Annotated in this window: 22 protein-coding genes; 4 read left to right on the top strand and 18 right to left on the bottom strand. The window is 72.2% G+C overall.

Annotation, left to right across the window (positions count from 1 at the left end):
* The 6 genes from yajC to pdxT form a co-directional block, all read right to left on the bottom strand.
* Positions 1–363 carry a preprotein translocase subunit YajC gene (yajC, locus tag ASG96_RS12860; protein ID WP_057588151.1) on the bottom strand — a complete coding sequence of 121 codons (363 nt, stop codon included), beginning with the start codon at positions 361–363 and terminating at the stop codon, positions 1–3.
* 245 nt (positions 364–608) lie between these two features.
* Positions 609–1,745 carry a Holliday junction branch migration DNA helicase RuvB gene (gene ruvB, locus ASG96_RS12855; RefSeq protein ID WP_057588150.1) on the bottom strand — a complete coding sequence of 379 codons (1,137 nt, stop codon included), beginning with the start codon at positions 1,743–1,745 and terminating at the stop codon, positions 609–611.
* Entirely contained in the window at positions 1,742–2,344 is a 603-nt protein-coding gene (gene ruvA, locus ASG96_RS12850) for a Holliday junction branch migration protein RuvA (protein WP_056756641.1), read from the bottom strand. Before ruvA ends, ruvB begins: the two co-directional genes overlap by 4 nt.
* Positions 2,341–2,997, bottom strand: coding sequence for a crossover junction endodeoxyribonuclease RuvC (gene ruvC / locus ASG96_RS12845; protein ID WP_056756638.1), 657 nt, complete (start codon positions 2,995–2,997; stop codon positions 2,341–2,343). Before ruvC ends, ruvA begins: the two co-directional genes overlap by 4 nt.
* Before the next feature lie 143 nt (positions 2,998–3,140).
* Positions 3,141–3,902: a YebC/PmpR family DNA-binding transcriptional regulator gene (locus ASG96_RS12840; RefSeq protein ID WP_057588149.1), complete on the bottom strand. Its 762-nt coding sequence runs from the start codon at positions 3,900–3,902 to the stop codon at positions 3,141–3,143.
* On the bottom strand, positions 3,899–4,570 hold the full coding sequence (pdxT, locus tag ASG96_RS12835; protein WP_057588431.1) for a pyridoxal 5'-phosphate synthase glutaminase subunit PdxT: 672 nt from the start codon (positions 4,568–4,570) through the stop codon (positions 3,899–3,901). Before pdxT ends, ASG96_RS12840 begins: the two co-directional genes overlap by 4 nt.
* Before the next feature lie 190 nt (positions 4,571–4,760).
* On the opposite strand from pdxT, the gene kynU reads away from it, so the two are divergent.
* A complete protein-coding gene (kynU, locus tag ASG96_RS12830; protein ID WP_057588148.1) occupies positions 4,761–6,014 on the top strand; it encodes a kynureninase in 1,254 nt (417 codons plus the stop codon).
* Positions 6,015–6,080: 66 nt separating this feature from the next.
* On the opposite strand, the gene ASG96_RS12825 is transcribed toward kynU, so the two are convergent.
* From ASG96_RS12825 to thrS, 9 genes are all read right to left on the bottom strand, one after another.
* On the bottom strand, positions 6,081–7,094 hold the full coding sequence (locus tag ASG96_RS12825) for a DUF4037 domain-containing protein (protein WP_057588147.1): 1,014 nt from the start codon (positions 7,092–7,094) through the stop codon (positions 6,081–6,083).
* 221 nt (positions 7,095–7,315) lie between these two features.
* Positions 7,316–8,254, bottom strand: a complete 939-nt coding sequence (gene pdxS / locus ASG96_RS12820; protein ID WP_056756627.1) for a pyridoxal 5'-phosphate synthase lyase subunit PdxS — start codon at positions 8,252–8,254, stop codon at positions 7,316–7,318.
* A 102-nt stretch (positions 8,255–8,356) separates the two neighbouring features.
* The gene (locus ASG96_RS12815) at positions 8,357–8,908 is read right to left on the bottom strand and encodes a hypothetical protein (RefSeq protein WP_056756624.1); all 552 of its coding nucleotides are present in this window, start codon (positions 8,906–8,908) and stop codon (positions 8,357–8,359) included.
* Complete coding sequence (locus ASG96_RS12810; protein ID WP_057588146.1) at positions 8,905–10,077, bottom strand: glycosyltransferase family 4 protein; 1,173 nt, start codon at positions 10,075–10,077, stop codon at positions 8,905–8,907. Before ASG96_RS12810 ends, ASG96_RS12815 begins: the two co-directional genes overlap by 4 nt.
* Entirely contained in the window at positions 10,074–11,072 is a 999-nt protein-coding gene (locus ASG96_RS12805) for a phosphatidylinositol mannoside acyltransferase (protein WP_057588145.1), read from the bottom strand. Before ASG96_RS12805 ends, ASG96_RS12810 begins: the two co-directional genes overlap by 4 nt.
* Positions 11,069–11,692, bottom strand: coding sequence for a phosphatidylinositol phosphate synthase (gene pgsA / locus ASG96_RS12800; RefSeq protein ID WP_056757602.1), 624 nt, complete (start codon positions 11,690–11,692; stop codon positions 11,069–11,071). The genes ASG96_RS12805 and pgsA overlap by 4 nt, the downstream gene beginning before the upstream one ends.
* Positions 11,693–11,786: 94 nt before the next feature.
* Positions 11,787–12,368, bottom strand: coding sequence for an HIT domain-containing protein (locus ASG96_RS12795; protein WP_056756616.1), 582 nt, complete (start codon positions 12,366–12,368; stop codon positions 11,787–11,789).
* Between the two features lie 493 nt (positions 12,369–12,861).
* Positions 12,862–16,140, bottom strand: a complete 3,279-nt coding sequence (locus ASG96_RS12790; RefSeq protein ID WP_057588144.1) for a GH92 family glycosyl hydrolase — start codon at positions 16,138–16,140, stop codon at positions 12,862–12,864.
* Positions 16,141–16,344: 204 nt separating this feature from the next.
* Entirely contained in the window at positions 16,345–18,330 is a 1,986-nt protein-coding gene (gene thrS, locus ASG96_RS12785; protein WP_057588143.1) for a threonine--tRNA ligase, read from the bottom strand.
* Positions 18,331–18,567: 237 nt separating this feature from the next.
* On the opposite strand from thrS, the gene ASG96_RS12780 reads away from it, so the two are divergent.
* The gene (locus tag ASG96_RS12780; protein ID WP_057588430.1) at positions 18,568–19,455 is read left to right on the top strand and encodes a GNAT family N-acetyltransferase; all 888 of its coding nucleotides are present in this window, start codon (positions 18,568–18,570) and stop codon (positions 19,453–19,455) included.
* Entirely contained in the window at positions 19,455–20,420 is a 966-nt protein-coding gene (locus ASG96_RS12775; RefSeq protein WP_057588142.1) for a GNAT family N-acetyltransferase, read from the top strand. The genes ASG96_RS12780 and ASG96_RS12775 overlap by 1 nt, the downstream gene beginning before the upstream one ends.
* A gap of 95 nt (positions 20,421–20,515) precedes the next feature.
* On the opposite strand, the gene ASG96_RS12770 is transcribed toward ASG96_RS12775, so the two are convergent.
* The 3 genes from ASG96_RS12770 to ASG96_RS12760 are packed head-to-tail and all read right to left on the bottom strand — an operon-like array spanning position 20,516 to position 23,998.
* Positions 20,516–21,373 carry a MaoC/PaaZ C-terminal domain-containing protein gene (locus ASG96_RS12770; RefSeq protein ID WP_057588140.1) on the bottom strand — a complete coding sequence of 286 codons (858 nt, stop codon included), beginning with the start codon at positions 21,371–21,373 and terminating at the stop codon, positions 20,516–20,518.
* Between the two features lie 7 nt (positions 21,374–21,380).
* Entirely contained in the window at positions 21,381–22,700 is a 1,320-nt protein-coding gene (locus ASG96_RS12765; RefSeq protein ID WP_057588138.1) for a 3-oxoacyl-ACP reductase, read from the bottom strand.
* Positions 22,701–22,702: 2 nt separating this feature from the next.
* Positions 22,703–23,998: an acetyl-CoA C-acetyltransferase gene (locus ASG96_RS12760; protein ID WP_056756595.1), complete on the bottom strand. Its 1,296-nt coding sequence runs from the start codon at positions 23,996–23,998 to the stop codon at positions 22,703–22,705.
* Positions 23,999–24,096: 98 nt separating this feature from the next.
* On the opposite strand from ASG96_RS12760, the gene ASG96_RS12755 reads away from it, so the two are divergent.
* Positions 24,097–24,825, top strand: a complete 729-nt coding sequence (locus ASG96_RS12755; RefSeq protein WP_056756593.1) for a TetR/AcrR family transcriptional regulator — start codon at positions 24,097–24,099, stop codon at positions 24,823–24,825.
* Positions 24,826–24,841 lie beyond the last annotated feature (16 nt).

Raw genomic sequence — 24,841 nt, 5'->3', positions numbered from 1 at the left:
TCACTGACCGTTCTGCTGGGAGCCCGGGGTCGTACCCGGGGCGTCGTCGACGGGGGCGTCGTGCGCGGGCGAACCGGGGGCTGCCGCGTCGGCGGCTGCCGTGTCGGTCTGCTTCATCGCGACGGCGCGCCGGTCGAACCGCACGGTCGTGCCCTCGGCGATCTCGAGCCAGGCGCTGCTGTCGTCGAGGTGCTTGACCGTGCCGAACATGCCCGAGGAGGTGACGACCTCGTCGCCGACGTCGAGCGACGAGCTGAATTCACGCATCTGCTTCATCCGCTTGTTCTGGGAAAAGAACAGCCAGCCCAGCAGCAGCAGGGGCAGGGCGAAAATCAGCAACGAGAGGGCCCCGTTGTTGTTCATGTCAGCTCAGTCCTTCGTGTCTTCGTCCGGTCAGCGCGCACGCGCGCCACGACCCGTCGATCGGGTCGGCTGTCGCGTCAACGACCGGGAGCACCGGATGGTGCCGCGGCAGCGGCGATGGTGCCCGCAGGAGTCTACGTGCGCCGATGCAGTTTGTCAGACCAGATGGAATGGTCCCGCCGCGTGCGCCGGTCACGTTTCGGCCGCAGTTGGAGTCCTCCCGACGGCGGTCGGGGGAACGGCCCTCAGGCGTCGAACCGCGCGCCCCCGGCCTCGTCGATCGGCAGCGTCGCGGTCCACAGGGCCTGCGAGTCGTGCGGAGGAGTCAGACCGAGGTGCTCCCAGGCGAGGCTCGAGGCGGCCCGGCCGCGCGGGGTGCGCACCATGAAGCCCTCCCGCACGAGGTAGGGCTCGGCGACCGTCTCGACGGTGTCGGGCTCCTCGCCGACGGCCACGGCCAGGGTCGAGAGCCCCACCGGGCCCCCGTTGAAGCGTCGGCAGAGGGCCTCCAGCACGGCCCGGTCGAGACGGTCGAGCCCACGCTCGTCGACGTCGAAGAGCTCGAGCGCCTGCCGTGCGGCGGAGTGGGTGACTCGGTCCTCGCCGTGCACCTGGGCCCAGTCGCGGACCCGGCGCAGCAGCCGGTTGGCGATGCGGGGGGTGCCGCGGGACCGCAACGCGATCTCGCGGATGCCGTCCTCGTCGGCGTCCAGGCCGAGCAGCCGGGCCGAACGGTGCAGGATCGTGACGAGGTCGGCGGCGGCGTAGTAGTCGAGGTGGCCGGTGAAGCCGAAGCGGTCGCGCAGCGGCGCCGGCAGCAGCCCGGCACGGGTGGTGGCGCCGACCACGGTGAACGGCGGCAGCTCGAGCGGGATCGCGGTCGCGCCGGGCCCCTTGCCGATGATGACGTCGACCCGGAAGTCCTCCATGGCGAGGTAGAGCATCTCCTCGGCCGAGCGCGACATCCGGTGGATCTCGTCGAGGAAGAGCACCTCTCCCTCGGCGAGCGAGGAGAGCACCGACGCGAGGTCGCCGGCGTGCTGGATGGCCGGCCCCGAGGTGATGCGGATGGGCTGCTCCAGCTCCCCGGCGACGATCATCGCGAGCGTGGTCTTGCCGAGCCCGGGAGGACCCGAGAGCAGCACGTGGTCGGGCGGCGTGCCGCGACGTTTGGCCGCCTTGAGCACGAGCCCGAGCTGGTCCCGGACGCGGGTCTGTCCGGGGAAGTCGTCGAGTCGCTTGGGTCGCAGGGCGGCCTCGACCTGCCGCTCGTCGGTGTCGCCGACAGCGTCGACGATGCGGGCGGTCGCGTCGAACGACCCGTCGTCCCAGACGTCCGGCTCGGCGCCGGTGTCGAGCTCCCAGGAGCGGTCCACGCTCATCGGCCGAGCTCCTGCAGGGCCGCGCGCAGCAGCGCCGAGACGCCGGCGCCGTCGGCGGCGAGGGGCGCGACCTTGTCGAGCGCGTCGTCAGCCTGTCTCGCGGTCCAGCCGAGGCCGACGAGGGCCTCACGGACCTGCTCGCGCCACGCCTCACCGGTGTCGAGGTGGACCGGGTCGGAGTGCCCGGCCGAGCCGGGCAGCGCGCCGAGCTTGTCCTTGAGCTCGAGGACCATCCGCTCGGCGCCCTTCTTGCCGATGCCGGGGACCTTGGTGAGGGCGACGAGGTCGCCGGTGCCCAGCGCGACGCGGACGGCGTCGGGCGAGTGGACGGCGAGCACGGCCAGGGCGAGTCGGGGTCCGACGCCGGAGACGGTCTGGACCGTCTCGAAGACGTGCTTCTCGTCGTCGGTGGCGAAGCCGTAGAGCGTCAGCGAGTCCTCGCGCACGACGAGGCTCGTGGCGAGCTCGGTGGGCTGGCCGAGGCGCACGGACGTCGCCGTGGCCGGCGTGGTGTGGACGAGCATGCCGACACCCCCGACGCCGACCACGACCGAGTCGAGGCCGACCTTGAGGACGGTGCCGGAGAGCGAGGCGATCATCGGGGCTGGGCTCCAGGGTGGGGTCGGGTGGGCTGACCGGTGCGGGTCGGCTGGGTGGACGCGGCGCGCAGGCGCCGAACGGGTGGGGCGGCGCCGGGCGGGACCCGACGGGGTATGCCGCTCCCCCGGTTCCCGGTGCGGGCGAGCACCTCGAGGCGTGCCTCCTCGAGCCGGCTCTGGGTGCCACCGCGCCAGACGTGGCAGATCGCGAGGGCGAGGGCGTCGGCGGCGTCGGCCGGCTTCGGCGGGGTGTCGAGCCCGAGCAGACGGGTCACCATCGTCGTCACCTGTGCCTTGTCGGCGCGCCCGCTCCCGCTCACCGCCGCCTTGACCTCGGTGGGCGTGTGGAGCGTGACGGGCAGCCCGAGTCGCTCGGCGATGATCATGACGATCCCCGTCACCTGCGCGGTCCCCATGACGGTCGACACGTTGGTGTCGGCGAAGACGCGCTCGATGGCCACGGCCTCGGGGCGGTGCCGCGCGAACCACTGCCGCATCTCGTCCTCGACGGCCACGAGGCGCTTCGGTGTCGGGTCTCCGGACGGGGTGCGGATGACGCCCACCTCGACGAGGGAGAGCTTGCGCCCCGGGACGCCGTCGACGACGCCGACGCCGCACCGCGTGAGCCCGGGGTCGACCGCGAGGACGCGCACGGCATACCTCCCTGGGGCGTGGGGCTCTGGACGATCCGAACAGGTGTTCGGGACAACGCTAACGGGCCTCCCCCGAAAGGACGGGAGGCACGCCGGTCACGGCGTGCCTCCTCGTCGACACCCGGCCCACGGGGCCCGGTCCGTCAGTCCTCGTCGTCGTCGAGCTGGGCGAGCACGTCGTCGGGGATGTCGCCGTTGGCGAAGACGTTCTGCACGTCGTCGCTGTCCTCGAGCGCCTCGATGACGCGGATCATCTTCTTCGCGCCGTCGAGGTCGAGCGGGACCTGGAGGTTGGGGACGAACGACGCCTCGGCCGACTCGTAGTCGATGCCGGCGTCCTGGATCGCCTTGCGGACCGCGACGAAGTCGCTGGCCTCGGAGATGATCTCCCACGTGTCACCGTTGTCGTTGACCTCCTCAGCGCCCGCCTCGAGCACGACCTCGAGGATGTCGTCCTCGGAGCCGGCGTCCTTGAGGACGGTCACGACGCCCTTGCGGTTGAAGACGTAGGACACGGAGCCCGGGTCGGCGAGCTGGCCGCCGTTGCGGGTCAGCGCCGTCCGCACCTCGGCCGCGGCCCGGTTCCGGTTGTCGGTGAGGCACTCGATGAGCACCGCGACACCGTTGGGGGCGTAGCCCTCGTACATGATCGTCTGCCAGTCGGCCGCGCCCGCCTCGGCACCGGATGCGCGCTTGACCGCGCGGTCGATGTTGTCGTTGGGCACCGACGTCTTCTTCGCCTTCTGGATGGCGTCGTAGAGCGTCGGGTTGCCCGTGGGGTCGGCGCCGCCCTGACGGGCCGCGACCTCGATGTTCTTGATGAGCTTGGCGAAGAGCTTGCCGCGCTTGGCGTCCTTGGCCGCCTTCTGGTGCTTCGTGGTGGCCCATTTGGAGTGGCCGCTCATGCAGTGTCCTCGCGTTCCGGTGACTGGCGTGCGCCCGACTGCTGGAGTCGGTGCTCTCTGACGATCGAGACGAACTCGGCGTGGATCCGGCGGTCGGCCCCCACCTCGGGGTGGAAGGACGTGGCCATGAGGTTGCCCTGCCGGACCGCGACGATCCTACCGGCGGCCGGGCCCTCGCTCACGCGGGCGAGCACCCGGACACCCGGGCCGGCCTGCTCGACCCACGGCGCGCGGATGAAGACGGCGTGCACGGTGCCCGTCGTCGACGGGTCGCCCCAGGCGTAGTCGAGGTCCTGCTCGAAGGAGTCGACCTGTCGCCCGAAGGCGTTGCGGCGCACCGTGATGTCGAGCCCGCCGAGGGTCTGCTGGTCGGGGCGCCCCTCGGCGATCCGGTCGGCGAGCATGATCATCCCGGCGCACGAGCCGTAGACCGGCATGCCCTCGGCGATGCGCCGCAGCAGCGGCTCGCGCAGGTCGAACGCGCGCACGAGCTTGTCCATGACCGTCGACTCCCCGCCGGGGATGACGAGCCCGTCGATCGCCTCGACCTCTGCCGGCCTGCGGACGGTCACGCCCTCGGCGCCGAGCGCGTCGAGGGCGGCGAGGTGCTCGCGGACGTCGCCCTGGACGGCGAGGACGCCGACGCGCGGCGCGGTGAGGCCGTCCACGGCGCCGTCGGGGAGGCGGTCGGCGGTCGTGCCGTCGACCGTGCTGGTGCTGGTGGTGCTCACCGGGTCAGCGTAGAGCGCCGTCCAGGGCGGTCGCGCCACGGGTCGGGCAGCGAGAACCGTCTCGGATGTGAGACGTCGGCGGAGACGGCCCTGACATCGGCGCTGGGCCACCGGATACGTTGCGGCCATGACGACGGTGCACACCCACGACGCCCTGACCGCCCGCGCCGAGCAGGCCGACGCCGCCTCGCCGCTCCACGGCACCCGAGACCTCTTCACCCTCCCCGAGGGCGTGATCTACCTCGACGGCAACTCCCTCGGTGCCCTGCCGAGCGCCGTGCCGGCCGTCGTCGACGACGTGATGCACCGGCAGTGGGGCGAGCGGCTCATCCGTTCGTGGAACGAGGCCGACTGGTGGGGCGCGCAGACCCGCGTGGGTGACCTCGTCGGGCGCCTCGTCGGGGCGGCCCCGGGTCAGGTGGTCGTGACCGACTCGACCTCGGTGAACCTCTTCAAGGCCGTCGTCGGGGCCGGACGCCTGCGTCCCGGCCGCACGGTGGTGCTCACCGACCCCGACTCGTTCCCCACCGATCTCTACATGACCGAGTCGGCGGCAGCCCTGGCGGGCCTGGAGGTACGCCGGGTGCACCCGCGTGACGCGGTGGCCGCCATCGCCGACGTCGGTGACGCCCTGGCCCTCGCCTCCTACTCCAGCGTCGACTACCGCACGGGCGAGCTGTGGGACCTCGTCGCCATCACCGAGGCCGCCCATGCCGTCGGCGCCCTCGCCTGCTGGGACCTGTGCCACTCCGCCGGCGTGATCGCGGTCGAGCTCGACGAGGGGGGCGCCGACCTCGCGGTCGGGTGCGGCTACAAGTACCTCAACGGCGGCCCCGGCGCCCCCGCCTTCCTCTACGTCGCGACCCGGCACCAGGACGACTTCGAGCAGCCGCTGACCGGCTGGCAGGGCCACGCCCGACCGTTCGAGATGCGCCCGGACTACGAGCCCGCGCCCGGCATCACCCGGGCCCGCGTCGGCACGCCGCCGCTGCTCTCGGTGCTCGCCCTCGAGGCTGCGCTCACGGCATACGACGGCCTCTCCCCCGCCGACGTGCGGGCGGCGTCGCTCTCCGTGACCGGCACGTTCATCGACGCCCTCGACGCGCTCGGGGTCGACCTCCCGCTGGCGACGCCCCGCGAGCCGGAGCGCCGCGGGTCCCAGGTGTCGCTGCGCCACCCCCAGGCGTTCGCCGTCGTGCAGGCCCTCATCGCCCGGGGTGTCATCGGGGACTTCCGCGAGCCGGACATCATCCGGCTCGGCTTCGCACCGCTCTACGTCACCCACGTGGACGCGGTGCGGGCCGCGGTCCACGTCAAGGAGGTCCTCGACGGGCGCGAGTTCGAGCGTCCCGAGTTCGCCGAGCGCGGCGCCGTCACCTGACGCATCGTGCCGCGGATGGTCCTGCCTCTGGTGTGGTGATCACCCCACCGGACGCAGGACCATCCGTCACTCGATCGGTCGACCTCGGTGGGTCAGCACATCGACGTTGTCGCTCCGCTGCTCGGCCGACCCGACACCGCGCGGCAGCGCCCGCACGACCGGGTCGCTGACGCTCGCCTCGAGGACCTCGACCACGGCGCCGCGCACCCCGCGGTAGGGCCGGTCCCAGAACGGCTCGACCGGGTCGTGGACGGTCGGCAGTCCGGCCTCGCCCTGGACCCCGGCGAGCAGGCGCAGTGCCTCGACGAGACCATCCTGCCGCTGCCGCCAGCCGGCAGCCGCCAGCGCCCGGACGAGCGGCGCGAGCGCAACCCCTGCCCGGGGCAGCCCGGCGAAGCTCGTGCCCAGCCACTTGGCGTAGGGCGGCCACCGGCGCTCCAGCAGGTGGCCGAGGTGCAGGACGATGCCGGTGAGCCGTGCGGCCACGACCCGCGAGCCGAGCTCGTCGCCGCGCTCCGCCGTCCGGCCGACGAAGGGCAGCTCCTGAGACAGCCGGGCCCAGTCCGTCGCGACGACGTGCCGCCACACGTCGTCGGGATACCACTCGAGCCGCTGCCGTATGCCGTCCAGCTCGCCCGCGTCGTCGGCGAAGACGTCGCCGCCGGTGACCTCGAGGACGGCCTGGCCCGTGAGCGACAGCCAGTCGTCGACGTCGAGGTCGCGGGTGGGGTCGACGCCGAGTCGCGACACGGCGAGGTCGCGCGCCGTCTCGACCTGCACCCGGTGTCGGGCGACGGGGTCCCAGGTCGTCGCGAAGCGCGTCGGGTGTCCCGCGAACGCCACGGGGAGGTGGGCGTCCAGGTGCTCGTCGACCGCGGTCGTCGCCTCCGCCGGGACGAGGAGGTTGAGCCGGAGCCCCCAGTCGTGGTCGCGCGATATCGCGTCGTCTAGCCCCAGGACGTCGGACCCGCTCCCGAGGCGCGCCGCGGCACAGGGCATCCCGGGCCAGCGCCCGCGCACGATCGGTTCGACGACCTGCTCGAAGTAGGACCGCGACAGCTCGGCTCCGGTGGGACTCACGCGACGATCGTGCCAGCCCCGAGCCCCCGCAACACGCCGTGCAGGTCACAACCCACCGGGATCCGACGCCGGTGGGTTGTGACCTTCTCGGTGTGTTCGGGTCTGCGCGACGCGGGTCAGGGTGGCCCGCGGTGCCGGGCCGACCGGGCCCAGGCTGACGTGTGCCGCCGCGCCCGGAGGGCACGGCGGCACACGTCAGCGTGTGGCTGGGGGTGCGGAGGTCACCAACCGCGCTCGGAGAGGCGGTGCGGCTGGGCGATCTCGTCGACGTTGATGCCGACCATGGCCTCGCCGAGGCCGCGCGAGACCTTGGCGATGACGTCGGGGTCGTCGTGGAAGGTCGTCGCCTTGACGATGGCTTCGGCGCGCTGGGCCGGGTTGCCGGACTTGAAGATGCCCGAGCCGACGAAGACACCCTCGGCACCCAGCTGCATCATCATCGCCGCGTCGGCGGGGGTCGCGATGCCACCGGCCGTGAAGAGCACGACGGGGAGCTTGCCGGCCTCGGCGACCTCCTTGACGAGCTCGTAGGGCGCCTGGAGCTCCTTGGCCGCGACGTAGAGCTCGTCGGGGCTCATCGAGTGCAGGCGGTTGATCTCGGCGCGCAGGGTGCGCATGTGCGTCGTCGCGTTGGAGACGTCGCCCGTGCCGGCCTCGCCCTTGGAGCGGATCATCGCCGCGCCCTCGGTGATGCGGCGCAGGGCCTCGCCGAGGTTGGTCGCGCCGCAGACGAACGGCACGGTGAACTGCCACTTGTCGATGTGGTTGGCGTAGTCGGCCGGGGTCAGCACCTCGGACTCGTCGATGTAGTCGACGCCGAGGCTCTGGAGCACCTGCGCCTCGACGAAGTGGCCGATGCGGGCCTTGGCCATGACGGGGATCGAGACGGCGTCGATGATGCTGTCGATCATGTCGGGGTCGCTCATGCGCGACACGCCGCCCTGGGCGCGGATGTCGGCGGGGACCCGCTCGAGGGCCATGACGGCGACGGCGCCGGCGTCCTCGGCGATCCTGGCCTGCTCGGCCGTGACGACGTCCATGATGACGCCGCCCTTGAGCATCTCGGCCATGCCGCGCTTCACGCGCGTCGTGCCCGTGTGGCTCGTGCCGCTCTGCTGGTCAGCCGCGGGCGTGCTGCCCGAGGTCGGGGTGGTGCTCACGATGTCCTGCTTTCCCGTGATCTGGGTTCGGTGTCGCCTCAAAGCGTAGGCCCCCGCGAGGGGTGCGCACGACGTGGTCCGCCGTCCCCGACGTGGGCCCGGTCACACGAGCGCGAGGTGCTCCGGCGAGTCGTCGTTGAACTCGACGGTGTGCGGCATCGGGGTGTAGCCCGCGAGGTGGAACATGCGGATGGTCCACTTGCGCCGCACCCGGCGGACGTCGGTGACGGCGTCGTTGTGGAACCGTCGCGCGAGCTGGACTCGGGTGCAGGCCGAGGCGAGCCTCGCGAGCACGTCCTGCCCCAGCGCCGTCGAGCGAAGCGAGCTGACCGCGTCAGGGGTCAGGGCCAGGTCGAGCGCCTCGGTGAGGTCGTTCTCGGCCAGCTCACGGGCGTTGCCGTGCTCGGACGGCGCCTCGAGCGACTCCGCCGCGGCGTTGGCCAGGATCAGGGACGTCGCGCCGTCGAGCAGACCGCTGTTGGCCAGCTCGACGGCAGCCTCGGCCCGGCGCACGAGCCGGGCGTCGAGGGCTGCCAGCGTGCCGCTCAGCCGCACGTGCAGCCGGTCGAGGCGGGCCGCTGTGTAGGAGAGGTACCAGGCGATGACGACGAGGACGAAGAGGACCGCGAAGACCCACGAGAGGATCTCGCTCACCGGGCACCCCCACGCAGGAAGCGGTTCCAGCGTCCGTGCGGCTCCCGGTGCGCGGCCGCACGACCTTCGATGACCGTCTCGTAGACGGCGAGGATCTCGTCGGCGACGACCGACCAGTCGAAGAGCCGGGCGCGGCGCTGCCCGGCGGCGGCGAGCTCGGCGCGGCGCTCGGGGCGTCGCAGCAGGTCGACGAGCGTGCGGGCGAGGTCGTCGGGCTGCTCGTTGGCGAACATCGCACCCGCCTTGGCGTCGTCGAGCACCCGCGAGAAGGCCGAGAGGTCGCTGGCGAGCACGCAGGCGCCGGCGCTCATGGCCTCGATGAGGATGATGCCGAAGCTCTCGCCACCGGTGTTGGGCGCGACGTAGACGTCGACGGACGCGAGCAGGGACGCCTTGTCGTCGTCGGAGACCGAGCCGAGGAACTCGCAGGCGGCCACGACCTCGGGCGGCCAGCCCTCGGTGACCTCGTGGGGGTCACCGGGTCCGGCCACGAGGACCCGCAGTCCCGGGACCGAGCGCAGGATCTCGGGCAGCGCGGTGGCGAGCACGGGGAGTCCCTTGCGCGGCTCGCCCATCCGCCCGAGGAAGGCGATGGTCGGCGAGGCCGGTGTGCCGATCCAGGCGGACCGTCGTGGAGCGCTCGCAAACCGGTCGACGTAGACACCGTTGGGGATGACGACCGCGTCGCCGCCGACGTGGGTCGTGACGGTGCGCCTGGCGTCCTCGCTCACGGCGATGCGCCCGGCGATCTTCTCGAGGCTCGGCCGGATGATGGGGTATGCCGTCTGCATCGTCCGCGACCGCAGCATCGAGGTGTGGAAGGTGGCCACGATCGGCCCCTCGGCCGCCATGAGGGCGAGCACGCTGACACTGGGCGTGACGGGCTCGTGCAGGTGCAGGACGTCGAACTCGCCGGCATCGAGCCACTTGCCGACCTTCGAGGCCGTGACCGGGCCGAAGTTGAGGCGGGCGACGGAGCCGTTGTAGCGCACGGCGGTGGCCCGTCCCGCAGACGTGACGTAGTCGGGCAGCTCGGTCTCGCTGTCGGCCGGGGCGAGGACGGACACGTCGTGGCCCTGCCCGATGAGGTACTCGGCGAGGTCACGCACGTGGAACTGCACCCCGCCCGGGACGTCGAACGAGTACGGGCAGACGATCCCGATCCTCACGGCGTGCGCCCCGTCGTCGGGGTCGACGGCTGCGCGGCGGCGACGGCCGAGGGAGCCGCGGGAGCGTCGAGGTCGTCGACGAAGACCCGCTGCAGCATGTGCCAGCTCGACGTGTGCTCGCGGATGGCGACGGCGACGTGGTCGGCGCACTGCTGGATGAGGTCGGCGGCCCGCACGGCTGTCGTGCCCTCGACCCGCGGCACGAGCCGGCCGCTGAACTCGATGACCGTGCGGTGGCCGCCGAGTCCCGTGCCGGCCGGGGCGGGTTCGTACCAGATCCGGGCGGCGTAGAGCGGGGCCCCGGTCATGAGCGACAGCACGGCCGGCCCCTTGGCCATCCGGGCGCGGTGGCCGAGCAGGTCGACCTCGACACCGCCGTTGGTGAGGTCGCGGTCGGCGGCGAGGGCGATGAGCCGCCCTCCGTCGCGGGCCGCGTCGAGCAGGCCGTGGAACGGGTCGTCGCCGCCCGTGAGCGGGATGATGTCCATGTCGATGCTGCGCCGGAAGGCCACGAACTCCTGGAAGACCTCCTCGGGCTTGAGCCGCTCGGCGACGGTCGTCACCGGCATGAGGCTGCCGGCGGACCAGGCTGCGGCGAGGTCGAAGTTGCCCAGGTGGCCGACGAACACGACGCCCGCCTCGCCGCTTGCGCACAGCTCACGGATCTCGGCGTCGCCGCGCACGACGACCGCGCCGTCGATCTGCGCGCGCGTGAGCGACGGGAGCCGGAAGGCCTCGCAGTAGTAGCGCATGTAGGAGCGCATCCCCTGGCGCACGAGGACGTCGAGGTCGCCCTCGGACAGCTCGGGGCGGACGCGGCGGTAGTTCGAGCGCAGCCGCTCGATGCCCTTGCCGCCCCGTCGGACCACGATGTCGGCCACCCGGTCGAAGAGGGCGTATGCCGCCCGCTCCGGGAGGGCGCGTACGACGGACCAGCCGAGCTTGAAGCCGAGCACGCTGACGGTGTCGGTGGCCCGGCGCGCGAGGTCGGTCACGCGCCCACCTCGCCGGAGGCGAGGGCCTGTCGGCGCACCGTCAGCATCCGCTGGAGCACGGTGACGAGGCTCGCGACCGCGAGCAGGCCCAGGACGACGCCGAGCAGGACCGTCGAGTTGAACAGGTCGGCGAAGAAGGCCGCGGCGAGGACCGCGACGAGCCGGTCGGCGCGCTCGGCGATGCCGACGTTCGCCGTGTAGCCGAGCCCCTCGGCACGGGCCTTGGCGTAGGACACGACGCTGCCGAGGATGAGGCAGCTGAGGGCGAGACCGGCCATGAGCTGGTTGTTGCCCTTGCCCGCGTAGTAGAGGACGAGGCCGCCGAAGATCGCGGCGTCACCGATCCGGTCGAGCGTCGAGTCGAGGTAGGCGCCCCACTTGCTGGAGCGGCCGGACTCGCGGGCCATGATGCCGTCGACGTTGTCGGAGAAGACGAACGCCGTGATGACGAGCACGCCGACCCAGATCTCGCCCCGCGGGAAGAAGGCCAGCGCTCCGGCGCAGACCCCGAGGGTGCCGACGACCGTCACGACGTCGGGACTGATCCCGAGGCGGAGGAACAGGTGGGCGATCGGACCGAGGATCTTGGTCAGCGACGCGCGCAGGAGTCTGTTGAGCATGGTGGTGACAGCGTACTGACCGGTCGGGCGTGCTCGGCGCCGGCGCACGCACCGTGGCGCGTCCGTGACCTGCACGAGGAGGTGGGGTGGCCCGTTAGTCGGCCGACCACGCGGCCACGAGCCGCGTGCGCGTGTCCTCGAGGAGGACCGGCAGCGCCTTCGTCTGCCCGATGATCGGCAGGAAGTTCGAGTCGCCGCTCCAGCGCGGCACGACGTGCTGGTGCAGGTGGGCCGCGACACCGGCCCCGGCGACGGCACCCTGGTTCATCCCGAGGTTGAAGCCGTGCGGCTCGGACGCCGACTGCAGCGCCGTCACGGCCTGCTTCGTCAGGGCCGTGAACTCGGCCGTCTCCTCGTCGGTGAGGTCGATGTAGAGGGAGACGTGGCGGTAGGGACAGACGAGGACGTGTCCCGGGTTGTAGGGGAAGAGGTTCATCACGACATAGCAGTGCTCGCCGCGGTGGACCATGAGGCCCTCCTCGTCGCTCTTGCCCGGGGCGCTGCAGAAGGGGCAGCCGTGCCCGGCCTCCTCGGTGGCCTTGTCGCCGAGGATGTAGGCCATCCGGTGCGGGGTCCAGAGCCGCTCGAAGCCGTCCTCGACGCGGGCGAAGTCGGTCGCCGGCTCGGGGGCGGGGCTGCCACCCGCCGGCGTGGGGCCACTCCCCTGCGTCGTCATGGTGACTGATCCTAGGACGCCGTCAGCCACGAGCGAGGGCGGCCCGACCGCGTGTCGATTTCCCTCCGGCACCCGACCTTGGGTTCAATGGAGTCGGCCCTGCGGTGTGTGAGACCGCAGGGCCTTCGTCGTCCCCGGACCCCCCGGGCCGGGTCCCGGACGTGGAACAGCCCTGCGGGTGTGAGAGCCGCAGGGCCGGGATCCTCGGACGCGCGCGGCGTCGACGGGATCGTCTGGCGCACGGGCGCGAAGGAAGGTGAAGGCCCGGGAAGTATGAGTTCCCGGGCCTTCGGTTCGTCCTCGCCGAAGCGATTCGGAAACCGATCCGCCGAAGCGGTTCGGTCCCTCATTTGTAACTCCGCCGACGCCGGCGCGCAAGCCCTTGTCGGCACTTTCTTCACGGTGTCCCGGGCGGTGCGGCGTGTCGCCCGGACACGCCGCACCATCGGGCTCGTCGACCCCCCGTCAGCCACTGCCGGGGCCGGCGGGCCCCTCAGCGGAGGGTGAGGGCGTACACCTCGAAGCGGTCGTCGGCGGGCAGGGTGACCGCCTGGAGCTGCCGTGCCGGGTCGACGGCGACGGTGGTGCCGAAGATCTGGACAGGAGGTCCGTCGACGCCGGAGCCACCCTTGATCCGGTGGTCCATGGCGATCGCCACGGTGTTGCCGTTGTGCCCGCTGCCGGCGGCCCAGTCGGTCAGGGCGACCGGGACGGACTGGACGCTGCCGTCCGTGTAGGTCAGGCGCACGGCCGTCGTGACGTCCCCGTTGTGCGTCGAGCCGACGAGGTGGATCGCGGTCCGGCTCCCGGACTGCACGAGCAATGTCTGGCCCCGCCCCTCGACGAAGTTGGGCGTCGTGCCCGAGGTGACCGGCGCGGCATACGTGATGCCGTCATGCACCCACGGGCCCGGCACCGGGAGCAGTGCGGCGTCGTAGCTCCAGCCGCTGCCGTCGAAGTTGCCCTCGCTGGACGCGGCGACGGTCGCGGTGCCGTCGTGGTTGCGGGCAGGCCCCAGGTCGAGCGCGCAGCCGGGTGCGTCGCCGACGCAGTCGAGGGCCTCGCGCACCTGGACGGGCACGGTCCGCGTCACGGGCTCGAGACCGGGCGCCGTGGCGGTCACGACCACCTCGTGGTCGCCGACCCCGAGGCCGGCGGGAAGCCGGAGGGTCACGGGCACCGTGGTGCTCGCGGGGACCCCGTTGCTGTGGAGCACCACGGCACCGTCGTCACCCGAGCCCACGACGGCCGACCACCCGGAGGGAGTCGTGACGGACACGTCGACCGGCAGGCTCATCGGCGCCTGACCCACGAGGTCGACGGCCAGGCGTGCCTCACGCGCGCCGGTCGGGACGACCACGGGGCTCGGTCGCGCGGCCATCGAGAGCGACAGCCTCGGGTCCCGGCCGGCCTGCACGGCGGACGGCGGCACGTCGGCGGGCGTCGTGCCCCACCGGCTCGGCGTCGTCCCCACCGTGTGGGCGACCGACCCGCCCCGGCGCAGGGCGTCCCAACCGACCCAGCTCTTCGTGGTGCGGGTTCCGTCGACGGTCAGCGTCTGGACGTAGCGCCGCTCGTCGGTGACGCCGGGGGCGGTGATCGTCAGCGACCCGCCCTGGCCGGTCTGCACCGACGTCGGCGTCGCCACGTCGATGTCGACGCGCTCGAACTGCGGTGAGCTGACGACGAAGACGTTCGAGCCGCTCATGGTCGGGTAGAGCCCCCACGACGAGAAGACGTACCACGCCGACATCGTGCCGAGGTCGTCGTTGCCGGTCATACCGTCCGGTCCGGCGGTGAAGAGGGTGAAGGCGGCGCGGGCCACGGTCGCGATCTTCGCCGGCTGCTGGACCCACGCGTAGACGTACGGCGCGAGGAGGTCGGGCTCGTTGTTCGGGTTGTAGGTGGGCTTGCTGTAGTAGGCGTACGTCGCCTCGATCCAGTCGGTCCGCGCGGTGCCGGCCGGGTCGGCGAGCAGCTTCGGGTAGGCGAAGAAGTCGTCGAGGCGCTTCTCGGTCGCCGCCCGGCCACCCATGAGGTGCGTGAGGCCGGCCGGGTCCTGCGGGACGAGCCACTGGTACTGGTAGGACCCGCCCTCGTGGAAGGCGTGCGACGCCTCGACCGGGTCGTACGGGTCGAGCCAGGTGCCGTCGGCCAGGCGCGGACGAAACGTCTGGGTGCCGGCGTCCCAAAGGTTGCGGTACCAGCCGCTGCGCTCGGTCAGCATGGCCGCGTCGGACGTGTGGCCCAGCCCCTTGGCCATGAGGGCGAGGGACGCGTCCGCGGCGGCGTACTCCATCGTCGCGGAGGCCGGGTGGGCGCAGTCGTTGTCGCCGCCGTGGGAGACGCAGTCGGTGCCGACGTCGAGGCCGAACGGGATGTAGCCGAGCTTCTCGTACCAGTGCTGACCGGAGCGGCCGTTGTACTGGCTGTCGGCCGGCGGCCGCTCGGTCGCGTTCTGCTTGAGCAGGGCGTACGCCTCCGCCTCGTGTCCTGCGAGGAAGCCCTTGCTCCAGCCCTCGACGAGGAAGGGAGTCACGGGGTCACCGGTCATGATGTTGGTCTCGCTGTTGACGAGGGCCCAGCGCGGCAGCCACCCGCCCTCGCGCCCGATCGCGAGCACGGAGAGGTACGAGTCGCGCGCGACGTCGGGGGCGAGGATCTCGAGGAGCTGGTTCTGCGGACGGTAGGTGTCCCACAGCGAGAAGTTCTGGCGGGGCGTGTAGCCCTGCGCGACGTGGTCGGCCCCGTCCCAGCCGTGGTAGCGACCGTCGACGTCCGACGCGAGGTTCGGGTGCATGAGCGAGTGGTAGAGCGCGGTGTAGTACGCCGTCCGCCGCTCCGGCGCGCCACCGGTGATCCGCGCCTTGCCGAGCTCGGACTCCCATCGCTGCGCGAGAGCGGCGCGGGTGGCGTCGAAGTCGAACGAGTCACCGGACTCGCTCGTCAGGTTGGCGCGGGCACCGTCCGGGCCGGTGTAGCTGAGCGCGACCTTCATCGTCACGGACGTCGTGCCGGTCGGGAAGGTGACCGCGGCGCCGTTGCCGCCGTCTTTCGTCGAGGCGTCCCGGGCTCCCGACGTCAGCGTCGACCCGCTCCACGTGCCGAACGAGCTGAAGGGCCGGTCGAACTCGGCCCGGAACCAGACCGTGTGCTCGTCCTTGCCGGCGCAGAAGTTGCCGTCGTGGATGCGGCCCTCCACGACCCGGTCGCCGACGACGTGCACCTCGGAGTCGAAGACCCGCATGTTGGCCTTGCCCGTGTTGAGCAGGACGTTGGCCTGCTTGTCCGCCGGGAAGGTGTAGCGCTGCCAGCCAGTGCGGTCGGTGGCCGTCACCTCGGCCTGCACGCCGTGCGTCGGCAGCCCGACGCGGTAGTAGCCGGGTTCGGCCTCCTCGTCGGAGTGGCTGTAGGTGGACCGGTAGCGGCTCGGGTCGACGGTCGTCACGGCGCCCGTCGTCGGCATCACCGGCAGCTCGCCGACGACGGGGCACCCCACGCCCGAGAGGTGGGTCTGGCTGAAGCCGTAGATGGCGGTCTGGGAGTGGTCGTAGCCGCCCTCTCCCCCGGTGTCCGGACTCACCTGGACCATGCCGAACGGGGCGCTGGCACCCGGGAAGGTGTTGCCGTTGTCCTGGGTGCCGATGAACGGGTTGACCGCGTCCACGAGGCGCTCGGCCGCGGCGGCAGGTGGCGCCCCGGAGGGCAGGACGGGGCCGAGCACGGAGGCGGCGAGGACGACGGTGCCGAGGGATCTGAGCACGGTGCGCATGGGACGTTCCTTCACGAGGCGACGACGGTGTCCTGCCCGAGACTCGTGACGTCCCGCACGTCCGGCAACCCGTGACCCTTGTCCTGTCCGATGGACGCGCGACATCGGACAGAAGTGGACGTATGCCGCCGGGCGGGGTCCCGTGGAAGGGGCACCCGGCCCGACGGCATACGTCGTCGGTGGCTCTGCGGCTCCGGACCGCGCTCAGACCTGCGCGCGGCTCTCGATCGCGGCGAGGATCTCGGCGATGGCGTCGTCGACGGGCACGCCGTTCTTCTGCGACCCGTCGCGGTAGCGGAAGGAGACGGCGCCGGCGGCCCGGTCCTCCTCGCCCGCGATGAGCGTGAACGGCACCTTCGACTTGCTCGCGTTGCGGATCTTCTTCGGGAAGCGGTCGTCGCTCGCGTCGAGCTCGACGCGGACTCCCTTGCGCTTGAGGCGGTCCAGCACCTCACCGAGATAGTCGGCGTAGTCCTCCGCGACGGGCACGCCGAGCGCCTGGACGGGGGCGAGCCACACCGGGAACGCGCCGGCGTAGTGCTCGACGAGGACGCCCAGGAAGCGCTCGATCGATCCGAACTTCGCCGAGTGGATCATGACCGGCTGCTGGCGCGAGCCGTCGGCCGCCTGGTACTCGAGGCCGAAGCGCTCGGGCTGGCTGAAGTCGTACTGGATCGTCGACATCTGCCAGGTGCGGCCGATGGCGTCTCGGGCCTGGACCGAGATCTTCGGCCCGTAGAACGCGGCACCACCCGGGTCGGGCACGAGGTCGAGACCCGACTCCGTGGCCACCTGCTCGAGGACCGCGGTGGCCTCCTCCCACTGGGCGTTCGTACCGATGAACTTGTCCGCCTTCTCGCCCTCGGTCTCGCGGGTCGACAGCTCGAGGTAGAAGTCGTCGAGGCCGAAGTCGCGGAAGAGCCCGAGGCAGAAGTCGAGCAGGTGCTTGATCTCGCCCGGGGCCTGCTCCTTGGTGACGTAGCTGTGCGAGTCGTCCTGCGTCATGCCACGCACACGGGTCAGGCCGTGCACGACGCCGGACTTCTCGTAGCGGTAGACGCCGCCGAACTCGAAGAGGCGCAGGGGCAGCTCGCGGTAGGAGCGGCCACGCGACTGGTAGATGAGGTTGTGCATGGGGCAGCTCATCGCCTTGAGCTGGTACTTGACGCCCTCGAGCTCCATGGGCGGGAACATCGTGTCGGCGTAGTACGGCAGGTGGCCCGAGGTGTGGAAGAGGCCCTCCTTGCTGATGTGCGGCGTGCCGACGTAGGAGAAGCCCTCCTCGATGTGCCGACGGCGGACGTAGTCCTCCATCTCCCGCTTGATGACGCCGCCTTTGGGATGGAAGACGACGAGACCCGAACCGAGCTCGTCGGGGAAGCTGAAGAGGTCCATCTCCGCCCCGATGCGGCGGTGGTCGCGGCGCTCCGCCTCGGCCAGCCGGTCGAGGTACGCCTTGAGGTCGTCCTTGGTCGGCCACGCGGTGCCGTAGACGCGCTGCAGCTGCGGGTTCTTCTCCGACCCGCGCCAGTAGGCCGCGGCCGAGCGCATCAGCTTGAACGCGTTGCCGATGAGCTTGGTGCTCGGGATGTGCGGACCGCGGCACAGGTCTCCCCAGGCGCGGGTGCCGTCGCGGCGGATGTTGTCGTAGATCGTCAGCTCACCGGCCCCGACCTCGACGCCTGCGCCCTCGGCCGCCTCGTCGGCGCTGCCGCCCTTGAGCCCGACGAGCTCGCACTTGTAGGGCTCGTGGGCGAGCTCCTCGAGGGCCTCGGCGTCGGTGACGACGCGGCGTGAGAAGGTCTGGCCCTCGTTGATGATCTTCTGCATGGCCTTCTCGAGGGCCTTGAGGTCATCGGGGTGGAAGGGCGTCTCGACGTCGAAGTCGTAGTAGAAGCCGTCGCGGATCGGCGGGCCGATGCCGAGCTTGGCGTCGGCGTGAAGCTGCTGCACGGCCTGGGCGAGCACGTGGGCCGTCGAGTGACGCAGGACGGCGAGCCCGTCCTCGCTGTCGACGGTCACGGGCTCGACGACGTCGCCCTCGGCGAGGACGTGGAAGAGGTCGCGCAGCTGACCGTTGACGCGCGCGACGACGACGGCGCGGTCACCCTCGAAGAGCTCACCCGCCGTCGTCTGCTCCGCAACCGATCGCTCGCTTCCGGCGACGGTGACGGTGATCTGTGCAGACACGGTTGGTGCTCCTCGTTCGACAGGGACCCGCCGGCGGGCGACGGGTCGTGGGTGGCGCCGCTGCGGGCGGCTCGTGCAAGGGTATCGAGGCGCCGGCGAGGCGGGCGACACGGTTTGGTCATGGGTCCTCCGAGCCGGTGCGAAGTGCCCCGCAGAAGCCCCGCCAGGCGGATACTGGTGACCCGGGCGGCCCGCTCGGAGCGCGCCCCGACAGAGGGAGGCACGCCCGTGGAGCAGATGACCGACAGCCCGTCCCTGCAGCCCGTCCCCGGGTGGGAGAGGCTCGGGCTCGATCCCGCGGCAGCGGTCGCCCTGGCGGAGACGGCCGAGGCGGAGTTCATGATCGCCCTCCACGACAGCGCGCCGACCGAGGCGAAGGCCGCACTGGGCATGCGGTCGGAACGCGTCGCCGGCGGCGTTGCCGTCGTCATGGCCGGCGACCCGACCGGTGGCTACTGGAACAAGGCCCTCGGTTTCGGTGTGACCGAGCCCGTCAGCGAGGACCTCGTCGCCCACCTCGTGGACCTCTACGCCTCGGCGGGGGCGCCGGCCCTGTGCCTGCAGGTCGCTCCATCCGCGCTGCCGGACGACTGGGACGACGTGTGCGCCCACCACGGGATCGTCGGGGGTTCCGTCTGGGCCAAGCTGCTGCGCCCGGCCGACGCGCCGTCGACGACGTCGAGCACCGACCTCCGGGTGGACGCGGTCGGGGCCGAGGACGCCGACGCCTACGCCCGCGTCTTCGCTGCCGGCTTCGGCATGCCGCCGGAGCCGCACCTGCTCTCGATGTTCGCCGCTGCGGGGGCGGATGGTCCCGGGTTCACCGCGTACGGCGCCTGGGACGGCGACGAGCTCGTCGCCTCGGCCAACCTGCACGTCGCGGGGCCGGCGGCCGCGTTCTGCGGGGCGGCGACGCTGCCCGAGGCCCGCGGCCGCGGCGCCCAGTCGGCCTTCATGCGGATGCGCGTCGACGCGGCACGGGCCGCGGGGTGCTCGTGGATGAGCGCGGAGACGTGGCAGGAGCTCGAGGGGGCGCACAACCCGTCGCTGCACAACATGCTGCGGTCGGGCTTCGTCGAGGTCTACGACAGGCGCAACTGGGTCTGGCGGAAGGAGCCGTCGTGATGGAACCGGTAGAGGTCGTCGGGTTCGAGGGCCGGTGGTCGGCGGTGCCACCCGACCCCTCGGAGCTGCGCACCGCTCCCCTTCCGGCCCGACGACAGGAGGAGGCCCTGGATCTCGTCTGTGCCCGTCAGGTGCACGTCACCCGGACCGACGTCGGATGGATGTTCAGCTCGCCGGAGCTCTTCGACGGGCTCGTCGCCGTCGAGGCGGTCGACCGGCACGGGGTCATGCTCGGAGTGGGGTTCACGGCGCACCCGCGCTTCGCACCGTCAGGTCGGTCGTTCCTGCGGGTCATCGTCGCCCGGGAGCACGAGGGGCGGGGTGTGGGGCGAGCGTTGAGGGCGAGCCTGCTGGAGCAGCTCCCCGAGGGGACGACCCACCTCGTCGGCGGCACCTTCGACGACGACCCCCGCTCGCTCGCGGTCGCGCACCACTGGGGGTTCGAGGTCGCGGAGCACTCGATCGAGTCGGTCCTCGACCTCGCCGCCCTGCCCGAGCCGGAGCCGCCGCCAGGCGTGACGTTGCACGAGGTGCCCGACCTCGTCTTCGACGACGCGGACGCGGTGGAGCGGATGCTGCTGGCGAGTCAGACGAACCCCGAGGCCGCGCAGGGGTGGGTGTTCGACCTGGCCAAGCTGCGCAGCCTCATCGCCACGGGCGAGACCCCGATCGGCGTCGTCGCCCGGGTCGACGGGACGCCGGCCGCCATCACCTTCGGCGGGGTCGACGACGCGACGCTGTCGATCGCCTACAGCGGTGTGGACCCGACCTTCCGGGGTCGCGGCCTGATGGTCCTGGTCAAGCAGCGGGCCCACCTCGCCGCCCGCGCAGCCGGGGCCACCTCCAGCCGCACGAGCAACGAGGAGCACAACCACGGGATCCGCCGGATCAACCGGGAGCTCGGCTACGTCGTGCGGAGCGGCGTCCACCGGCTGGCGCGCCCGCTCGACCTGCCGGAGCGCTGACCTGCTCGGACCGTCGAGGGCCACCCCTCGTCACGAGGAGTGGCCTCTCGACCGCGGACCGACGGCCGTTCACGTCCTGTCGACGGGTGGGAGGGTCACCAGGTGTTCTCGACGACGGCGTGCCCGATCTCGCCCTTCGCGTCCTCGAGGACCGAGAGCGTGCGTGACGCCTCGAACGCCGTGCGCAGGCGGACGGACGACGGGAGGCGCACCGGCTTGCGGAACCACACGTGGCTGGTGAGCCCGGCCTCCGGCAGTCTGGGCCCGAGTGAGGCGAGCACCCTTGCGTAGGAGTACATCCCGTGGGCGATGGCGCTCGGGAAGCCGAACGGCCTGGCCGTGAGGGCGTGGACGTGGATGGGGTTCCAGTCGCCCGACACGGCGGCATACGCGCGTCCGGTGCCTTCGCCGAGGCGCCACAGCGGCCCCGCCGTGACGGCTGCGAGCGGGTCCGTGGACGGCGGCTCGGACGGCTCGGCCTCGGGGTGCTCGGCGCCGCGCGAGAGGTAGGTGCTCACCCCGCGCCACACTGCCTCGCCACGCACCGTCACCTCGGACACGAGGTCGACCTGACGCCCGCGGCGGTGCGGCCGGAGGTCCTGAGCCCACACGGAGACGTCGAGCGGCTCGTCGACGTCGACGGGACGGACGACGTCGATGCGGTTCTCGACGTGGACGGCACCGAGCAGCGGGAGCGGGAAGCGGTCGCCGCTCATGGCGACCATCTGGACCGGGAAGGCGACGAGGTGGGGGTAGGTCGGCGGCAGGGTGCCGGACACCGGGAACCGGCACACGCGTGCGTAGGCGACGAGGTCGTCGACGTCGACGCGTACGCCCGCCCGAGACCAGCGCACGTCGGGCAGCGTGTCGCTCGCGTTGCCTCGGCGCAGGGCGGCCGTGGCATAGATGCGGCGGAGGTCCGGTGCCGACTCGAGCGTGATGTCCTTGGTCATCGCGCCCTCACGCCCCGAGCAGGCTCTGGCCGCAGACGCGGACCACCTGCCCCGTGACGGCGGCCGCACCCGGCTGGGCGAACCACGCGATGGTCTCGGCGACGTCCTTGGGGTGCCCCCCCTGCTGGAGGGAGTTCATGCGCCGCCCGATCTCCCTCGTCGCGAACGGGATCCGCGCCGTCATCTCGGTCTCGATGAAGCCGGGCGCGACCGCGTTGACCGTGATGCCGCGGTCGGCCACCTGACGTGACAGGGCGGTGACCAGACCGATGACGCCGGCCTTGCTCGCGCCGTAGTTCGTCTGGCCCCGGTTGCCCGCGATGCCCGCGATCGAGGCCACGCACACGATGCGGCCGCCGTCGGCGAGACCTCCCTCACCGAGGATCGCCTCGTTCATCCGCAGGACCGAACGGAGGTTGACCTCCATGACGCTGCGCCAACGGTCGTCGTCCATGTTGACGAAGAGCTTGTCCCGCGTGATGCCGGCGTTGTGCACGACGATGTCGAGGCCCCCGTGCCGCGCCGTCGCGTGCTCGACGATCCGGCCGCCCGCGTCGTCGGCCGTGACGTCGAGCTGCAGCGCCGTGCCCCTGACGTCGTTGGCCACCGCAGCCAGGGAGTCACCGGCGGCGGGGAGGTCGACGGCCACGACGGTCGCGCCATCCCGCGACAGCACGCGGGCGATCTCGGCCCCGATGCCGCGCGCGGCGCCGGTGACGACGGCCACCTTGCCCTCGAGAGGACGCAGCGCGTCCACGTCACCGCTCGTCGAGTCGTCGACACGGATGACCTGGCCGTCGACGTAGGCGGACCGGCCGGAGAGGAGGAACTCGACGGCCGATCGGACTCCGTCGTGGGCATCCCCTTGTGCGAGAACGAGGTTCGCGGTCGCCCCACCACGCAGCTCCTTGCCGATGGACCGCACGGCGCCTTCGAGCGCACGCTGCGTCGTCACCGCGGCCACGTCGGTCAGCGTCGTGGGGTCGGTGCCGACGACGACGACGCGACCGTTGCGCTTGAGCGCCTTGACGGCAGGGGCGCCGAGCAGTCGCAGCTGGTCGAGCTCGGCCGGGTCGGTGGCGGCGCTGAGGTCGAGGACCACGGCGCCGACCTTGTCGCCCTCACCGGGCGGGGTGGACACCGCGGGCACCCCGGCGCCCCCGAGCCAAGCGGCGATGCCGTCGGCGAACCGGCCGTCGCCGGCGACGAGCACGGGCCCCTCGCAGAGCGGCATACCGGGCTCGAAGCGGCGCAGCCGGGTCGGCTGCGGGACCCCGACCTTCCGGGCCACGGGCGAGCGGACGATGGTCGTGAAGAGGTCGCTCATGCTCACGCCTCCAGGATCGCGACGACGCCCTGCCCACCGGCAGCGCAGATGGAGATGAGGCCACGGCCACCGCCGGCCTCCTTGAGCTGCTTGGCGAGCGAGGCGACGATGCGCCCGCCCGTGGCGGCGAAGGGGTGGCCGGCGGCGAGCGAGGACCCGTTGACGTTGAGCCGGCTCCGGTCGATCGAGCCGAGTGGTGCGTCGAGACCGAGGCGTGCGCGGCAGAAGTCGGGGTCCTCCCAGGCCTTGAGGGTCGTGAGGACCGTGGCGGCGAAGGCCTCGTGGATCTCGTAGAAGTCGAAGTCCTGCAGGCTCAAGCCGTTTCGCGCGAGAAGACGCGGCACGGCATAGGCGGGGGCCATGAGCAGACCCTCGTCACCGTGGACGTAGTCGACGGCGGCGGTCTCGGCGTCGACGAACCAGGCCAGGGGCGTCAGCCGGTGCTCGGCGGCCCACTCCTCGCTCGCGAGGAGGACCGCCGACGCGCCGTCGGTCAGGGGCGTCGAGTTGCCGGCCGTCATGGTCGCGCCGTCCCCCTTGCCGAAGACCGGCTTGAGGGTCGCGAGCTTCTCGACGCTGGAGTCGGCGCGCAGGTTGGTGTCGCGCGAGACACCGAGGTAGGGCGTGACCAGGTCGTCGAAGAAGCCCCGCTCGTAGGCGGCGGCCAGGTGCTGGTGGCTCGCGGCGGCGAGCTCGTCCTGGGCCTCGCGCGGGATGCCCCACTGCGCCGCCGTGAGGGCCATGTGCTCGCCCATCGACAGGCCGGTGCGCGGTTCGACGTTCTCGGGGATGGCCGGCACGAGGTGACCCGGACGCAGGCCCGCGAGCGCCTTGGCGCGCTCTCCCGCGGACCGTGCCCGGTTGGCGGCGAGAAGCGTCTGGCGCAGGCCCTCGCTCACGGCGATGGGGGCGTCGCTGGCGCTGTCGACGCCACCCGCGATGCCGGCGTCGACCTGGCCGAGCGCGATCTTGTTGGCGACGAGGACGGCGGCCTCGAGACCCGTGCCGCAGGCCTGCTGGATGTCGTAGGCCGGTGTCGTCGGGTCGAGCCGCGTGCCCAGGACGGTCTCGCGCGTGAGGTTGAAGTCGCGGCTGTGCTTGAGCACGGCGCCGGCCACGACCTCCCCGAGCCGCTCTCCGGCGAGCCCGTAGCGGGCCACGAGGCCGTCCACGGTCGCGGTCAGCATGTCCTGGTTGGACGCCTTGGCGTAGGGGCCGTTGGACCGGGCGAACGGGATGCGGTTGCCCCCGAGGACCGCGACTCGACGCGGTGCGCGCGGGGTGGACTGGGAAGCCATGGGTCTCTCCTGCTGTGGGGTGTCTGACCTGTCGTTCTCGACCACGTTATCCGAAACCCGCAGTAGTCGATACAGCAAGTACCTGTTACTTTCGTGAGATGGACAACGACGTGGATCCCCCGGGACGGGCCGCCCCTCGGGACGGGCGGGACTCGCGCTGGGAGCGCCACCGCGAGGAGCGCCGAACCGCGCTCGTCGACGCGACCATCCGGGCGATCCGGACCCACGGCGCCGGCGTCGGGATGGACGACATCGCTGCCGAGGCGGGCACGTCCAAGACCGTCATCTACCGCCACTTCGACGACAAGGCCGGCCTGTACCGCGCGGTCGCCTCGCGCATCGACGGCCGCGTCGTCGGCAACGTCGGTGCGGCCCTCGGAGGACCCGGCACCCCGCCCGCCGACACCCGTGAGCTCGTCGCGTCGACGGTCGACGCGTACCTCGCCCTCGTCGAGTCCGACACCGAGGTCTACCGGTTCGTCGTCAACCGACCGCTCGTCGACCGGCCGCTCGCCGACGACCCGGTGGGCGGCACCGTCGACCAGGTCACCGACCAGCTGACCGGTCTGCTCCTCGAGGCCCTCCGGTCCCCCGCGACCGACCCGTCCCGGGCCCGGACCTGGGCGATCGCCCTCGTCGGCTCGGTCCGCGCAGTCGCCGACGACTGGCTCGCCACACCCGAGGCCGACCGGGCCCCGCGGGCCGCCGTCGTCGACTCCCTGACCGACCTCGCGTGGCACGGGCTCGCCCCCGTCCTCACGGCCCGCACCGCGACCTCACCGACCACCGGGGGCGCATCGTCCCCACCGACCACCTCGACCCTCTGAGGTCCAGACCGGAAGG

Source organism: Terrabacter sp. Soil810, assembly GCF_001429645.1.
GTDB lineage: Bacteria > Actinomycetota > Actinomycetes > Actinomycetales > Dermatophilaceae > Terrabacter.
This window is presented reverse-complemented; position numbering and strand designations above follow the sequence as displayed.